17 protein-coding genes are annotated in these 16,071 nt (G+C 39.9%); 15 read left to right on the top strand and 2 right to left on the bottom strand.

Annotation, left to right across the window (positions count from 1 at the left end; translation table 11 throughout):
- Positions 1–22 precede the first annotated feature (22 nt).
- The 10 genes from KFZ58_RS12810 to eno all read left to right on the top strand — a co-directional run bounded on the left by KFZ58_RS12810 (position 23) and on the right by eno (position 11,061).
- Positions 23–631: a dihydrofolate reductase family protein gene (locus KFZ58_RS12810; protein WP_235791692.1), complete on the top strand. Its 609-nt coding sequence runs from the start codon at positions 23–25 to the stop codon at positions 629–631.
- 143 nt (positions 632–774) lie between these two features.
- Positions 775–915 (top strand): hypothetical protein, encoded by a 141-nt coding sequence (locus tag KFZ58_RS12805; protein WP_235791691.1) that lies wholly within the window; start codon positions 775–777, stop codon positions 913–915.
- A gap of 479 nt (positions 916–1,394) precedes the next feature.
- A complete protein-coding gene (ltrA, locus tag KFZ58_RS12800; protein WP_235791690.1) occupies positions 1,395–3,188 on the top strand; it encodes a group II intron reverse transcriptase/maturase in 1,794 nt (597 codons plus the stop codon).
- Positions 3,189–3,416: 228 nt separating this feature from the next.
- Positions 3,417–3,722: a monooxygenase gene (locus tag KFZ58_RS12795; protein WP_235791689.1), complete on the top strand. Its 306-nt coding sequence runs from the start codon at positions 3,417–3,419 to the stop codon at positions 3,720–3,722.
- Between the two features lie 325 nt (positions 3,723–4,047).
- Complete coding sequence (locus tag KFZ58_RS12790; protein ID WP_235791688.1) at positions 4,048–5,079, top strand: sugar-binding transcriptional regulator; 1,032 nt, start codon at positions 4,048–4,050, stop codon at positions 5,077–5,079.
- Between the two features lie 33 nt (positions 5,080–5,112).
- Positions 5,113–6,120 carry a type I glyceraldehyde-3-phosphate dehydrogenase gene (gene gap, locus KFZ58_RS12785; RefSeq protein WP_235791687.1) on the top strand — a complete coding sequence of 336 codons (1,008 nt, stop codon included), beginning with the start codon at positions 5,113–5,115 and terminating at the stop codon, positions 6,118–6,120.
- Between the two features lie 124 nt (positions 6,121–6,244).
- Positions 6,245–7,426 (top strand): phosphoglycerate kinase, encoded by a 1,182-nt coding sequence (locus KFZ58_RS12780; protein ID WP_235791686.1) that lies wholly within the window; start codon positions 6,245–6,247, stop codon positions 7,424–7,426.
- A gap of 30 nt (positions 7,427–7,456) precedes the next feature.
- Complete coding sequence (gene tpiA, locus KFZ58_RS12775) at positions 7,457–8,215, top strand: triose-phosphate isomerase (RefSeq protein WP_235791685.1); 759 nt, start codon at positions 7,457–7,459, stop codon at positions 8,213–8,215.
- The gene (gene gpmI / locus KFZ58_RS12770; RefSeq protein ID WP_235791684.1) at positions 8,212–9,750 is read left to right on the top strand and encodes a 2,3-bisphosphoglycerate-independent phosphoglycerate mutase; all 1,539 of its coding nucleotides are present in this window, start codon (positions 8,212–8,214) and stop codon (positions 9,748–9,750) included. The genes tpiA and gpmI overlap by 4 nt, the downstream gene beginning before the upstream one ends.
- 24 nt (positions 9,751–9,774) lie before the next feature.
- A complete protein-coding gene (gene eno, locus KFZ58_RS12765; RefSeq protein WP_235791683.1) occupies positions 9,775–11,061 on the top strand; it encodes a phosphopyruvate hydratase in 1,287 nt (428 codons plus the stop codon).
- Here the strand turns inward: eno and KFZ58_RS12760 are convergent.
- On the bottom strand, positions 11,005–11,445 hold the full coding sequence (locus KFZ58_RS12760) for a hypothetical protein (RefSeq protein ID WP_235791682.1): 441 nt from the start codon (positions 11,443–11,445) through the stop codon (positions 11,005–11,007). The genes eno and KFZ58_RS12760 overlap by 57 nt on opposite strands.
- A gap of 46 nt (positions 11,446–11,491) precedes the next feature.
- Between KFZ58_RS12760 and KFZ58_RS12755 the strand changes: the two genes are divergently transcribed.
- On the top strand, positions 11,492–12,076 hold the full coding sequence (locus tag KFZ58_RS12755) for a nitroreductase family protein (RefSeq protein ID WP_235791681.1): 585 nt from the start codon (positions 11,492–11,494) through the stop codon (positions 12,074–12,076).
- A 232-nt stretch (positions 12,077–12,308) separates the two neighbouring features.
- On the opposite strand, the gene KFZ58_RS12750 is transcribed toward KFZ58_RS12755, so the two are convergent.
- On the bottom strand, positions 12,309–12,695 hold the full coding sequence (locus KFZ58_RS12750) for a YbaN family protein (protein ID WP_235791680.1): 387 nt from the start codon (positions 12,693–12,695) through the stop codon (positions 12,309–12,311).
- Between the two features lie 259 nt (positions 12,696–12,954).
- Here KFZ58_RS12750 and ant(9) point away from each other — a divergent pair, with 259 nt between their 5' ends.
- The 4 genes from ant(9) (at position 12,955) to KFZ58_RS12730 (ending at position 16,061) form a co-directional block, all read left to right on the top strand.
- On the top strand, positions 12,955–13,740 hold the full coding sequence (ant(9), locus tag KFZ58_RS12745; protein WP_235791679.1) for an aminoglycoside nucleotidyltransferase ANT(9): 786 nt from the start codon (positions 12,955–12,957) through the stop codon (positions 13,738–13,740).
- Between the two features lie 185 nt (positions 13,741–13,925).
- Positions 13,926–14,252 (top strand): four-helix bundle copper-binding protein, encoded by a 327-nt coding sequence (locus KFZ58_RS12740; protein WP_235791678.1) that lies wholly within the window; start codon positions 13,926–13,928, stop codon positions 14,250–14,252.
- Positions 14,253–14,401: 149 nt separating this feature from the next.
- Positions 14,402–14,644 carry a hypothetical protein gene (locus tag KFZ58_RS12735; RefSeq protein WP_235791677.1) on the top strand — a complete coding sequence of 81 codons (243 nt, stop codon included), beginning with the start codon at positions 14,402–14,404 and terminating at the stop codon, positions 14,642–14,644.
- 283 nt (positions 14,645–14,927) lie between these two features.
- Entirely contained in the window at positions 14,928–16,061 is a 1,134-nt protein-coding gene (locus KFZ58_RS12730) for an ArsR/SmtB family transcription factor (RefSeq protein ID WP_235791676.1), read from the top strand.
- Positions 16,062–16,071: the final 10 nt, after the last annotated feature.

Below are 16,071 nucleotides of genomic sequence, written 5' to 3'. Positions count from 1 at the left end.
ATGATGCTGAGGTGGTTATGAAATGAGTAAAGTTATTTTAAATATCTCGATGTCTCTTGATGGATTTATAGCAGGAAGTAATGATAATCAAAAACAACCTTTAGGGGAGAAAGGCGACATTCTACAAGCCTGGATGTTTTCTGGAGAGGAAACTAGCTGGACCAATTCCTTTTTTAACCTTTCAAGCATCGACAAGAACGTTTTCGATTCAGGAGCTGAAAAAACAGGGGCTATGATTGTTGGCAGAAGGACTTACGACATCGTGAACGGTTGGGGAGGAAGTCATCCACTAGAAAGAGTTCCCGTGTTTGTACTTACTCACCGTATCCCTGAGGATCCTCCTAAAGGTACGACACCATTTACTTTTATCACAGATGGTGTGGATCAGGCAGTTAAACAAGCGAAGCAAGTAGCCGAATCCAAGGATGTAAGTGTCGGCACCGCAAGTGTCGCACAACAATGTATAGAATTGGGTTTGTTAGATGGGCTAGAGCTACATATTGCCCCAGTATTGCTAGGCAAGGGTGTGCGTTTGTTTGATCATATTGGTCAGGAAACTGTAGTGTTGAAATCGACTGAGGTAATCGAAGGAACAGGTGTTATACATGTTAAATATGATGTATTGAGCTAATTATATTGAGTATAATTTAGAATTTTATCATGTCTATATTAAGCAAACGGGCACCGTTCGACAAGCTATGCTATAAGCGCTTTGAAGCGTGAAATGCAGCGGATTACTTATAGTTAATCCAAACTTTACAACGGAGGATGGGAATGAAGGAACCATGTTTCCCGAAACCATCCCGTCAATACTCCTGCTTGCGTCATGACTGGCAGGTCATGGGGTTTGAAGTACAGGTAGATTCGGCAGAACGAAGGCTGAAGCCACTCCGTAGGAGAAGGTATGCCAACTGATATGCCGCGCGGCTGAAAAACTGGATATGGTGAGAATGGTTTCAGCGAAATGAAACTGACGAATAACCGAATATACAGGTCTAAAGTTTGAACATAGGGAAACTTATGTCCTATCTAGCGATGGGGTGAGTGGTGTGCAGTAAAAATGCGCCCTATGAAACACGCTATACCGGACAAAGGCGGTATCCAGCTCACAGGCTTCCAGGGGAACACCTAAGTTCAGTACGGATAGCTAGGTTGTAAGGGACTTGGAAAACAAGGAACGTTGAAACAAGGACTGTCATCCGAAACGGTTGCTATAAGGCTTATGCCAAAAAGCATTTATCCTTGCGAGGGTAGGGGCATGACTGACGAAGTTCCTGTAATGGGAATGGAGGAACAGCCCCAAGTCTAATGAAATGAAAAGTTATTTTCCACACGTGCATTGCACCGGTCGGGTAGGAACGTGGGAACATCACTCCAATAGGAGGGATGCCACAGTGCAAGCTTTGCGATATTGGGATTACTACGATATGACGGAAACGTTTACGGATCTGTATGATAAAAGTTTGAATCAACAAGCTTTTTCACATCTTTATGATGTTATCACATCAAGAGAAAATATCTTGCTTGCTTATCGTACTATCAAGTCCAACAAAGGGTCTAAGACACCTGGAACGGATAGAAGAACGATAAGCGATATGAAAAAATGGTCTGAGGAAAAACTTATGATGGAAATCCAAAACCAGCTAGAAAACTATTGTCCGAAAAAGGTTAGACGAAAATGGATTGAAAAAGATAATGGAAAGTGGAGACCCCTTGGCATCCCTTGTATGTTAGATCGAATCATTCAACAATGTTTTAAACAGGTACTTGAACCGATTGCGGAAGCCCAGTTCTATAATCATAGTTACGGATTTAGACCATTACGTTCTGCGCATCACGCCATGGCAAGAATTCAATTTCTAATCAATCAAGCCCATTTTCATTTTGTGGTGGATATTGATATAAAGGGATTCTTTGACCATATTAACCATACATTACTTATTAAGCAACTATGGAATATGGGAATTCAAGACCGAAAGGTACTAGCTTGTATTGCCAAAATGCTCAAAGCTGAAATAGATGGTGAAGGGATACCATCTCAAGGCGTTCCACAGGGTGGATTGTTATCAACTTTACTTGCAAACATTGTGTTGAATGACCTCGACCAGTGGGTTGCGGGACAGTGGGAGTTCTTCCCTCTTTCCAAATCCTTTCAATCTAGGACTGGTGAAACACTAGCCAAAAAGCGTACTAATCTGAAAGAAGGCTATCTCGTACGCTATGCGGATGATTTTAAAATCTTATGTAAGGATGGAAAAACAGCTCAAAAATGGTATCATGCCGTAAGGCTATATCTCAAGGACCACTTGGGACTGGACATTTCGCCCGAAAAATCACAGATAGTGAATTTGCGAAAGAGAGAATCCGAATTTCTAGGATTCACCATCCGGGCTGACGTAAAGGGTAAAAAACGTGTTGCACGCACCGGCATTAAAGCGAGTAAAAAACGTAAAATCAAAGAGGAGGCAAAGAAACTAATTCGAAGAATTAGAACCTCTCCTTCGGCGATGAATGCGTTGCTTTTCAATAGTTTTGTTTTGGGAATTCATCAATATTTCAAAAGGGCTACCAAGGTTAATCTCGAGTTTTCACGTCTTGCCTATGATTTAGGTGCGTTCATCTACAATCAGCTTAGACCAGTAGGTAAATATGATCACCCAGCTAATCCGCCACCAACTTATAAAAAAATGTATCTTAATAGATTTAAAACATTTCAAATCGCTGGTGTATATCTATTTCCACTTGCGGATGTAAAAACTTTGAATACCTTTGGGTTTACTCCAAAAATGACGCCCTTCACGGAAGAAGGAAGGAATATGATACACAAAAAGTTGCGTTCGGACATCCAAAGTGAAATAGGCTTACTCATGAAATCAACACTTCCAAACCGAAGTATTGAATACATGGATAACCGAATCAGCAGGTACAGTATGAAGATGGGAAAATGTGAAATCACAGGCGTGGAATTGTCCGCGGCTGAGGTTCATTGCCACCATTATGTACCTTTAAGTCTTGGCGGAAACGACCAATTTGATAACCTTCGTATCCTGCATAAAGGGATACACAAGTTAATTCATGCCACTAATAAAAAGATGATTGATGGACTTATAAAAGAGTTTCAGCTTACTGGAGACATGATAAATAAAGTCAATCGTTTCCGTAGGAAATGTGAGCTTGAAACAATTTGAAAATCTCAAACAATAAGTAACGAGGAACTTATAACTCAGTATATTTTGTTAGATGGAACGCGGAGTGCGGGGAAACCTGCACGCTCCGTGTGGAGCAGGGGAAAAGCTGGAGATGACTTCAAATGCTTACCTATTGCTGACGATTGTTAAGTAAAAATAGATGTTCAACTTTAAAACAAACATAAATTTGTTACATTATTAATAAAGTGAATGAAAAGGAGAATGGAAATGGCATATTTATTACAGATGGATTTTAGTCATCCGGGCCCATTTGGCTATGAGATGTCCAATGAATTTATCGATTTAGCGAAGGGTATTAATGAGGAAAAAGGTTTTAGGTGGAAGATATGGACAGAGAATAAACAAACGGAAGAAGCGGGTGGAATATATGTGTTCGAGACAAAGGATGACGCGGAAAATTATCTTGATAATCATACAAAAAGATTAAATAAGTTCGGTATTGAGAGTGTCAATGCTAAAATATTTGAAATTAATGAACAGCTAACAGAAATAAATCACGGGCCATTAAAATAGCGATTCTTTATAAAGGGCCCCAATAAAATCTATGGCTGACATATTGATTATGGTATAAAACCAAATAAATGAAAGTCCAACACAAAGAGTAGAGGACCTTAATCAAGCATTTATAGACCCAAACATAAAACCAAATCATTTACCATAATACCGTCATAGCTACAGATCCAACACCCGCTCCAAACATTCAACAGCAAAATATTTGTCTATTTCCCACAATATGCTATAATAAAAATATAGGAAAAAGGTATTTTTTTTAGCCTAACCGGGACATAATATAACCATCCGGGACGATTATGTCCTGCCAATGAAAAGGAGTCTTTTCATGAGAGACTTGATTGATTTGCAGAAAAAGCTAGTACCTGATCTGTTAGATATGATGCAACAAAGGTATTCTATTCTGCATAGTGTAGATCTTTTTCAACCAATCGGGAGAAGGGGGCTTGCGGAGAATACAAATTTAACAGAGCGCGCTGTACGTGGAGAGGTTGACTTCCTGCAAGAACAGGGCCTTATCCAAGTAACAGGTAAAGGAATGTATATTACAAAAGAGGGTAAGTTAATTCTGGAACAGTTAGCTGGATTCATGAGTGAAATCATGGGCTTAAGTGTTTTAGAATCGCAAATTAAGGATAAATTACATGTAGAGCATGTTATTATTGTCCCTGGTAATAGCGATAATTATGAATGGATAAAGCAAGAAATGGGAAAAGCCTGTGTTGCTTTCCTTAAAAAGATTGTTCAGCCAAGCAGTACAATTGCGGTGACAGGTGGTACAACTATGGCTGCACTAGCAGATGTAATGACCTTATTAAATAAGGAAAATAATTATTTATTTGTACCTGCCCGTGGTGGGATTGGCGAAAAAGTGGAAAATCAAGCCAACACCATTGCTGCAGAGATGGCAAGGAAAACAGATGGTGACTATCGACTCTTGTATGTCCCGGACCCTCTAAGTGAATCTGCTTATCAGACGATCATCAATGAGCCTTCTATTAATGAAACATTGCAGCAAATAAAAGGTGCAGATGTTGTCATGCATGGAATAGGTGATGCACTGACAATGGCAGAACGAAGAAAAACGAAAGAGGAAGTTACTGCAAAATTAAAATCCAACAAAGCCTCGAGTGAAGCATTTGGTTATTATTTTGATAAAAATGGAAATGTGGTTCATAAGGTGAGAACAGTTGGTATTCAATTAGAAGACCTAGCTTCGATCGATTATGTGATCACAATCGCTGGTGGCAAATCAAAGGGACAGGCAATAGCATCCTATTTTCAACAAGGAAGAAGCGATTTGCTCATTACAGATGAAGCAGCTGCAGAAGAGATTTTAAGGGGAACACCACCTCTTTAAATATAATTAATTCAAAAATATGGAGGAATATACATGACAGTAAAAATAGGTATTAACGGTTTTGGAAGAATTGGACGTAACGTATTCCGTCAAGCTTTAAAAAATGACGACGTAGAGGTTGTTGCAGTAAATGATTTAACAGACGCTGAAATGCTGGCACATTTATTGAAATATGACTCTGTTCATGGCAGGTTAGAAGAAGAGGTAACTGTAAATGGCTCTAACCTTGTTATTGGCGGAAATGAAATTAAAGTATTATCAGAACGTGACCCTGCAGATCTAGGATGGGGAGACCTCGGTGTAGAAGTTGTTATCGAATCTACTGGTCGCTTCACTCAACGTGACGATGCGAAGAAACACCTTGATGCTGGAGCGAAAAAAGTAATTATTTCAGCACCTGCGAAAGAAGAAGATTTAACCATGGTTATGGGTGTAAACGAACAGGATTACGATCCAAGCAAACACCATGTATTATCAAATGCTTCATGTACAACAAATGGCATTGCACCACTTGCTAAAGTACTGCATGAGAAATTTGGTTTAAAACGCGGTCTAATGACAACTGTTCACTCTTATACCAATGATCAGCAAATTCTTGACTTACCGCATAAGGATTATCGCCGGGCACGTGCAGCAGCACAAAATATCATTCCAACTTCAACAGGCGCTGCTAAAGTTGTTGGGAAAGTATTGCCTGAGTTAAATGGTAAACTAAACGGAATGGCAGTTCGTGTACCAACCCCAGATGGTTCATTAATTGATTTAGTTGCAGAATTGGATAAAAATGTTTCAGCTGATGAAGTAAACAAAGCATTTGAAGAAGCTGCTGAAGGTGAGCTAAAAGGCATCTTAGAATATACAGAGGATCCACTCGTTTCTACAGACATTGTTGGTAACACAAACTCATCTGTGTATGATGCCCTGTCCACTATGATTCTTGAAGATAACATGGTTAAAGTAGTTTCCTGGTATGACAACGAAATGGCATACTCAGCACGCTGTGTAGACATGGCTGCATATATTAAAAAACAAGGACTATAAGATTAGAGAATAATGACGGAGGAGGAGAGCATTCCTCCTCCGTTACCTTTACCATGATTAATAGATCTCGTTTAGGGGAAAACCTAATACAGATTACATAATTGAAGATAGGGAGGCTGTCCAAATGAATAAGCAAACACTTCAAGACATTGACGCAGGAGGCAAGAAGGTCTTTTGCCGCGTTGATTTTAACGTACCGATGCAAGACGGTGAAGTCACCGATGAAACACGTATTAGAGCAGCACGTCCTACGATTGAGTATTTAGCTGAAAAGGGCGCAAAAGTGATCCTGGCAAGTCATCTTGGCCGGCCAAAGGGTGAAGCGGCAGATGAATTGCGTCTAGATCCCGTCGCTAAAAGTTTAAGTAACCTTATCGGAAAAGATATTGTGAAGACCGATTCTGTTTATGGTCCGGAAGTTGATGAAGCTATTTCCGGGTTAAATGATGGCGACATTTTATTACTTGAAAATGTACGCTTTGAAGCTGGCGAGGAAAAAAATGATCCAGAATTAATACAAGCCTTTGCAGATATGGCTGATATCTATGTAAATGATGCGTTTGGCGCAGCACATCGCGCCCATGCTTCAACAACCGGTGTAGCCGAAAAATTACCTGCAGCTGCAGGGTATCTCATGGAAAAAGAAATAGAAGTATTAGGGAAAGCATTAGAAAATCCAGAGCGTCCATTTACTGCAATTATCGGTGGTGCGAAGGTTAAAGATAAAATAAATGTGATAGATCATTTATTGGACAAAGTGGACAACTTAATCATCGGTGGTGGACTGGCCTATACATTCGTCAAAGCACAAGGACATGAAGTCGGAAAATCATTACTGGAAGAGGACAAAATTGATTTAGCCAAAGATTTCATGAAAAAAGCAGAAGAAAAAGGTGTTCAATTCCTTTTACCTACCGATGTAGTCGTAGCTGATGACTTTTCGGAAACGGCAAACACGAAGATTACTGACATTGATCAAATTCCTGCTGACTGGGAAGCTCTGGATATTGGTCCTAAAACGCGCGAGACATATAGTCAGGTTGTAGCGGATTCCAAGCTTGTTATCTGGAACGGGCCTATGGGCGTCTTTGAAATGAATGCTTTTGCCGGGGGAACGAGATCAGTTGCTGAAAGTCTGGCCAATACAGAAGGTTATACGATTATTGGCGGAGGAGATTCTGCTGCTGCGGTTGAAAAATTCGGTTTTGCTGAAGATATGGATCACGTTTCTACAGGTGGCGGAGCTTCCTTAGAATTTATGGAAGGAAAAGTTCTTCCAGGTGTCGAAGCTTTAAATGATAAATAAGCAACGAATAAAAATGGAGAGGTGAGATAAATGCGTAAAAAAGTAATTGCAGGAAATTGGAAAATGAATAAAACGTTGGCAGAAGCAAATGAATTCATTGAGGAAGTTGTAAAAAAGGCACCTACAAGTGATGATGTAGAAACAATTGTATGTGCACCATTTCCTTTTCTAGCTTCACTTACAGAAAAAACAAAAGGCACGACCGTTCATATTGGTGCCCAAAATATGTATTTTGAAGATAGTGGTGCTTTTACCGGTGAAGTTAGCCCGGTCATGTTAAGCGACCTTGGCGTAACACATGTTGTTCTTGGACATTCAGAGCGTCGTGAACATTTTGCTGAAACGGATGAATCTGTCAACAAGAAAACACATGCAGCATTTAACCATAAATTAACCCCAATTGTCTGTGTTGGAGAAACACTCGGGCAACGGGAAGCAAATGAAACGATGAACCATGTGGAAGGCCAAGTGAAAAAGGCATTAGATGGACTATCGAATGAACAAGTGGCTGATACGATTGTTGCTTATGAACCAATCTGGGCAATCGGCACAGGTAAAACAGCATCAAGTGATCAAGCGAATGAAGTTTGCACCCATATTCGAAATGTCATTAGAGACATTACTTCTGAAGAAATTGCTGAACAAGTCGTGATTCAGTATGGCGGTAGTGTGAAACCGGCAAACATTGATGAATTACTCGCAAAATCGGATATTGATGGAGCGTTAGTTGGCGGAGCCAGTTTAGAAGCAGAATCTTACCTGCAGCTTGTGGAGGCAGGTACGAAATGAATGAAAATAAATTAGGTGCATTAATTATTTTAGACGGATTTGGCATCCGCAATGAGGAAGAAGGCAATGCGGTTAAACAAGCACATACACCAAACTTTGACCGTTATTGGAGTAAATTCCCTCATAATCAATTGACAGCCAGTGGTGAATCAGTTGGACTTCCAAGCGGACAAATGGGTAACTCCGAGGTGGGGCATTTAAATATCGGTGCAGGCCGCATTGTTTATCAAAGCCTAACACGGGTGAACTTATCGATTAAGGAAGGCGATTTTTTCGAAATCGAAGCATTTTTAAAATCGATGGCGCATGCGAAAGAGAATGATAAGGCGTTGCATATATTCGGTCTACTATCAGATGGCGGTGTCCACAGCCATATTAGACATTTGTTTGCCCTGTTGAAATTAGCAAAAGACCAAGGCTTGGAAAAAGTGTATGTACATGCATTCCTAGACGGCCGTGATGTTGGTCCGCAAACCGCAAAAATGTACATTGAACAAACAGAAGAAAAAATGAAGGAATATGGTATTGGTCAGTTTGCGACAATTTCCGGCCGTTATTATTCGATGGATCGCGATAAGCGCTGGGAACGTGTGAAGAAAGCTTATGACGCTATGGTTTACGGCGTGGGGCCAACCTACGCGGATCCATATGAAGTAATTGATGATTCGTACGAAAATGGGATTCATGATGAATTCGTTATTCCTTCCGTGATCACAGATGACAACGGTGATCCGGTCGGTAAAGTTCGGGATAAGGATTCCATCATTTTCTATAATTTCCGTCCTGATCGTGCCATCCAAATATCTAGAACGTTTGCGAATGCAGATTTTCAAGACTTCGACCGTGGAGAAAATGTTCCTAAGGATTTAGATTTCGTGATGCTGACGAATTTTAGTGAATCGGTTGATGGATATGTCGCCTATGCACCGGTTAACCTTGATAACACCGTGGGTGAAGTTCTCGCTCAGAACGATATGAATCAACTTCGCATTGCAGAAACAGAAAAATATCCCCATGTGACATTTTTTATGAGTGGGGGACGGGAGAATCAATTTCCGGGTGAAAAACGTGTGCTGATTGATTCACCAAAAGTGGCTACTTACGATTTGCAGCCAGAAATGAGTGCCTATAAAGTAACGGACGCCGTATTGGAAGAATTGGAATCTGGTGAGCAAAACGCGATGATTTTAAACTTTGCCAATCCGGATATGGTTGGACACTCTGGAAAACTAGAACCGACGGTCAAAGCAATTGAAGCCGTTGATGAATGTTTGGGTAAAATCGTTGATAAAATCCTTGAATTAGGTGGAAATGCGATTATCACTGCAGACCATGGAAATTCGGATGAGGTTATTACGCTGGAAGGTGATCCAATGACAGCACACACAACAAACCCAGTACCTGTCATTGTTACAAAAGAAGATGTAAACTTGCGTGATGGAGGAATTTTAGCAGATTTATCCCCGACATTACTTGACCTATTAGATGTAGCAAAACCAGAGGAAATGACTGGCGAATCATTAATTCGTAAATAATTTATAATAAAAGGAGAGAGTATCATGCCATATATTACAGATGTTTATGCACGCGAGGTATTAGATTCCCGCGGCAACCCAACCGTAGAGGTAGAAATTTTCACAGAATCAGGAGCATTCGGAGCAGCATTGGTTCCAAGTGGAGCGTCCACTGGCGAATATGAAGCAGTAGAATTACGTGATGGTGATGAACAGCGCTATTTAGGTAAAGGTGTATTAAATGCGGTGGCTAATGTCAATGAAATTATTGCACCTGAATTAGTCGGACTGGATGTTACGAGGCAAAATGTCATTGATAGCCTTTTGCTGGAGCTTGATGGTACAGAAAATAAAGGAAATCTAGGTGCAAATGCTATTTTAGGTGTCTCTATGGCAGTAGCACATGCGGCTTCAAGCTTCCTTGAGTTGCCATTATATAACTATTTAGGCGGATTTAATGCAAAAACACTGCCAACACCAATGATGAACATCTTAAATGGTGGGGAGCATGCTGATAATAATGTGGATATCCAGGAATTCATGATCATGCCTGTAGCAGCTTCTACATTCCAAGAAGCACTCCGTACAGGTGCGGAAATTTTCCATTCCTTGAAAAAAGTCTTGAAATCAAAAGGCTACAATACAGGTGTTGGTGACGAAGGTGGATTCGCACCAAGCTTAGGCTCTAACGAAGAAGCGTTGCAAACTATCGTGGAAGCGATCGAAGCGGCCGGCTACAAACCTGGAGTAGAAGTTAAGCTGGCAATGGATGTCGCTGCATCTGAAATATATGAAGATGGCAAATACAATCTAAAAGGGGAAGGTGTTGTTCGTACATCAGCTGAAATGGTTGACTGGTACGAAGATATGGTTAACAAGTACCCAATTATTTCCATGGAAGACGGATTGGATGAAAATGACTGGGAAGGCTTTAAATTGTTAACAGACCGCCTTGGTGACCGCGTGCAACTTGTCGGTGACGACTTATTTGTTACAAACACAGTAAAACTCGCACAAGGTATCGAGCAAGGTGTCGGTAATTCGATCCTCGTTAAAGTGAACCAAATCGGTACGCTTACCGAAACATTCGAGGCAATTGAAATGGCAAAACGCGCAGGCTACACAGCAGTCATCTCCCACCGCTCCGGTGAAACAGAAGATGCAACCATCGCTGACATTGCAGTAGCAACAAACGCAGGCCAAATCAAAACAGGCGCACCATCACGCACAGACCGTGTTGCGAAATACAACCAGCTGTTGCGCATTGAAGATGAATTAGCTGGTATGGGTGAATACGCTGGAATGGATGCATTTTATAATTTGAAGAAGTAAATTTATAGTGAGTGACATTAGAGAGGCAGAGTGATCTGTCTCTTTTTTTGTGGTTTTGGTGGGTGGTGCTGGTGAATGCAACTGCAAACCGGTAGAGGAAGGAGCAAAATCGGGAGAGAAGGAATTCAAAACGGGAGAAAGCGCATCGAAATCGGGAGAGCGCGGTTTTGAAACGGGAGGCAATGCACCGAAACCGGGAGAGAAGGGGGTCAAACCGGGAGAGAGTGCACCAGAGTCAGGAAACAGCAGCAACCCTCGAGCCTGCTCACGTGAGACCCGAACAATAGGCGATGATAAATTGTGCAGAGCGCTGATAAAGGCATCGGGAGCGCCGATAAACAAGGCATAAACGCTGATAAATAGTAACAACTCTACACCAACCAACGATAACCTTTTTCCCGGGCCACAAATATGCTAATCTAGGAAAGAGGTGATTATCATCGATATATTAAAAACAATTAAAGCGCGCAGATCCATTCATACATTTAAAGAACAAGAAGTGGACGCAACTATTTTAAAAGAAATTTTTACATATGGTTCCTATGCACCAACCCATTATATGAAAGAACCTTGGAATATAAAACTGTATCAGGAAAAGGGGAGGTACGCGTTTGTTAATGCGATTATATCAAGCTATCAACGTATTGGCATGATAAAAACGGATGAGTCCGTGAAAACATTAAAAATGATAGATTCCATGAAAAACTTTCTACTTCAAATACCACACCATGCAGTCATTTACTTTGAAAAAGATGATAATCCTGTGCGTTATGAAGAGGATTACGCTTCGATAAGTGCATTTATCCAAAATGCGCAGTTAGCTGCATGGGAATATGGTGTCGGTATGCTGTGGACAATCACGCCATATATGCATGATCCTGAATTTGCAAGTGAGATTGGGTTGAATGAAACGATGAAAATTGCAGCGGTTATGCAAATTGGTTATCCGAAAAAAGTGTCCCATGACAAAGGGCGGACAGCGATAGAGGAAAAGCTCGAAATAATAATAGAATAGCATGCAATTTCTGAATGTTACATCCCACACGATGAATCTGAGCGGATAATAGGCATCGATCGAGAGGTAGAACCGTGTTAAATGTTGTAAAATCTAGCCTGAAATCCTTCTAGTAAATATTATTTAGCTATAGGAATCATGCCGGACTAAAAGTGGCTTGGAAGTATACAACCTGACCGGAATTTTCACGAACAATGGCCGGAGGAGAATGAATAATCCCTTCCTTCTTAGATTATTCATTCTCTTCCAGCTTAATTGTTTTGATTTTCTTAATGAAATAATAATGCTTATAAAGACCAAGCAATACAAGAACTATTTGCACAAAAAGAATATCAACAATAAATATCGAAAACACAATAAAGAAATCAGCAATCAGATTAATGCGTATTTTCTCTTTGCGTCTCATGCCTCTTTTCTGGCGGAATCCTTCCACATATTTGTCATATACTTCGGTGCTTTTGAACCAATTATCAAGCCGCTCAGAACTTTTCGTAAAACAAAAAGCTGCAACTAAGTAAAATGGTCCCCCGGGCAGAACAGGGAGTATCGTTCCCGCAACGCCGATACCAAAAGATATAAGCCCAATAAGAATCAAAAGAATTCTTTTGATATTTTTCATTGTGATCACCTTCGTTTATAGCGATACCCCTAGTAATTGATATCTTCTACAATCCCTATCCCCTCTGCTGGAAGCTGGCTTTTATCACTTACTGCCCTATGTCTTATATTACTGAAAAATTCTATTTTGCGCCATTAAAACCTGTTATCTACCAAAAAGCTTCTGGGATAAGAATTGCATCTTTCTAGCTTATAGCGCTGTATAGCGATAATATATGTTAAAATTCAAGGAAGATATTGATTTGAGGAGTTCGTAGTTGATGAGCGATCTGAATAACGAAAAAATACCGAAGCAAGCGATTCAATCATTAAAAATTGTAAACGAGTTGCTGGGCGAAACAGTATTAGGGGTATATCTATTTGGTTCTGCAGTAAAAGGTGGCTTGCGCATTAATAGTGATGTAGATGTCCTAGTAATTGTAGACCGTGGTTTATCTGAAATCACTCGAAGGGCGCTAACAGATAGGCTGATGCTTATATCCGGAAAGATTGGAAATACAGATTCTATACGACCACTTGAAATGACGATTGTAAACTATGAAGATGTTGTACCCTGGAGATATCCGCCGAAAAATGAATTTATCTACGGGGAATGGCTCAGGGATGTCTTTAAGGAAGGAAAAACCCCAGAGCCAACTTATGACCCTGATTTAGCTATCGTAATGGTACAAGTAAGAAAGGATAGTGTTTCTCTTTTTGGCCCCCATGCTTCAGATCTACTTGACCCTGTGCCGGTGACAGATATTCGAACAGCGATTGTGGAGTCTTTACCAGAATTAATTGAGGATATGAAGGGTGACGAACGTAACGTAATTTTAACACTAGCTCGAATGTGGCAGACAGTAGCTGTTGGTGAAATATCTCCAAAAAATGTGGCTGCAGAATGGGCTATACCTCGATTATCTAAAGAACATGCAACTTTGCTCGACTTAGCCAGAAAAGCTTACCTGGGAGAGTATGTTGATAAGTGGGAAGGACTCGACGTAGAGGTGACAGCACTCGTTAGTCAAATGAAAAACGCAATAGAGTCTTATTTTAGTGTTTAAGCTTAACCTTGAAATCTTTAAAAACATGTAAAAGAAGAAGTTGTAAACAATGCACTTTAACAAATAGGCACCCCGTCCATTTTGTACATTTTTTTATAGGAATTTATTTTTTCCGTTTATATTTTTATATAGTAGGAAACTATACATATGTAGTTAACATATCAACTAAAATGGAGGTTTTATGAATGGCGCATGAGCAACATCAACAACTATTACAAACGTTACATGAATGTATGACAGCATGTAATCACTGTTATGATGCATGTTTAAAAGAGGACGATGTTAAAATGATGGCCGACTGCATTCGGTTAGATAGAGAATGCGCTGATATTTGTGCTTATTTAGAACAAGCAATTTCAAGAGGAACATCCTTTGTTTCTGAATTAGCTTCTGTATGTGCTACTATTTGTGAAGCTTGTGGGAATGAATGTAAAAAACATCCTCATGATCACTGTCAGAAATGTGCTGATGCCTGCTTTAAATGTGCAGAAGCATGTAGAAGTGTTGCTTAATAACATCCACTCTGTAAAAAATTGCTCAAAGTAGGTTAGGTACCTATTTGAGCAATTTTTTAATCCGAACATTGGTAGATTAACGGTTTTATCCACTAATAGAATGCAAACGTCTTTCACTGGAGTGTAGTAACTTATAAATATTACGAATGAAGAAGATGTTAAGTTTGGAAAAATTGGCGGGTAAAACGGTTGGTCTAATTGCCTGTTCGGATGGTCGTAACCACGATAATAAAGTAGTCCAGAGGGTTATAGAAGTTTTATCAGAGATGGAGATAAAATCCGTTTTAGCGAGTACCATTTACTGCCGTGGCAATACACCGTTCAGCGGGTCACCTAAAGAACGGGCGGAGCAATCAGGAGCAGGGACTAAAATATCTCCAGAACAATAATATTTGAAGTTAATGAACAAGAATCTGTTGTTAAGATCGATGGTATTAAAGATAAGAGAAAAATGTTTATCGGAAAAGAAAAAAATATGGCAATAGAAATCGAATCTCCATAGTTTGAAGGGAACCCATTTTGATTAATTTCAAAATGGGTTCCTTTGTATTTACAGCAAAGTAAGCGTTACAAGTTCAGTACTAAAAAAATTCACTTGAAAATTACGATGGATTTTAGTAAAATAATTAACATGCAAATATTGAATATATGCATATAAGGAGGTGTACTATCATGAAAAGGGATTTTTTCATACCTACCTATCCATCGCCAAAAATAAATATAGAGCAATCATTGGGCGCGAATCTTCTTTCCAATATTCAGCTGACTGATTACTTTTTGAATAGCTCTGCCCATTCGTCGGAGTGGTTAAGGGATTTTTCCAACCTACTGCCAAAAAATATTAAAGAGGATTTGCAGGTACTAAGAACAGTTTTTGCTCACGGTGTTATTCTTCGGGAATATTACATTAAAAATCATGATAATTTGGATGAGGGTTGGGAGCAGTTTATCAGCTGGTGGAAAGAAATGTCTGAGGCGCAAGTGTTGGATCTTCTCATTTATGGAATCAGGGAGACCATGGACTATTATTATCAGTTTCTGCCTCGTAATCCTTTGGTCGAAAAAACGATGGAGCATGTCAATTTGGAAGAGGAAGAATTAAAAGAGCCTGTAAATCGAAGTAGAGCCATAAAAGCTGTTTTGGAAAGCTGGTCCGTTGGAAATGTAGAGGAAATCCAGACTTCATATGGTGATTTAGCATCGATTAAGGAAAGAATGATCCGATTAATAGAAGGCTTTTGGAATTACGGTTTTAAAGAGCTTTGGGAAAAGGAAAATAAATGGTTGGCTGAATGGCAACAAAAAAATAATCAACATCTATCCAAGCTGTACCGGACAAACGAAGAGGCACTTCTGGAGGTGACCGGCTTATTCCCTGATACGAATGAATTGGATAATTTAAGGCGGGCAGAAACCATGACGTTTTTACCTGTCATTAATTTAGACCGACTGCTGATTTTTTTCAATGTTGATCAACATATATACGTTATGTTTGACCCTTTAGGAGATACTGCGGAAAAACAAACAAACGCTCCGGATTTCACGGCCATTTCACCAGCATTCGAGGGGATGGGAGACCAAACACGACTGCAAATCATTGGCCTATTGGCTGAAAACAGAGAAATGTTTGCACAGCAAATTGTAACGAAATTGGACATGAAGCAAAGTACGATATCACGTCATCTGAACCAATTAAACAAATCAGGACTCGTATCCATTCGAAGAGTAGGAAACACAAAGTATTTTTCGATCAACAATGAAGAAATTAAAAAGATGATGGATGTATTGGAGACATTTTTAAAATAAGGGGAGAAGT

The sequence above is a fragment of the Virgibacillus sp. NKC19-16 genome (genome assembly GCF_021560035.1).
In the GTDB taxonomy this organism is placed as follows: Bacteria; Bacillota; Bacilli; order Bacillales; family Amphibacillaceae; genus Virgibacillus_L; species Virgibacillus_L salidurans.
This window is presented reverse-complemented; position numbering and strand designations above follow the sequence as displayed.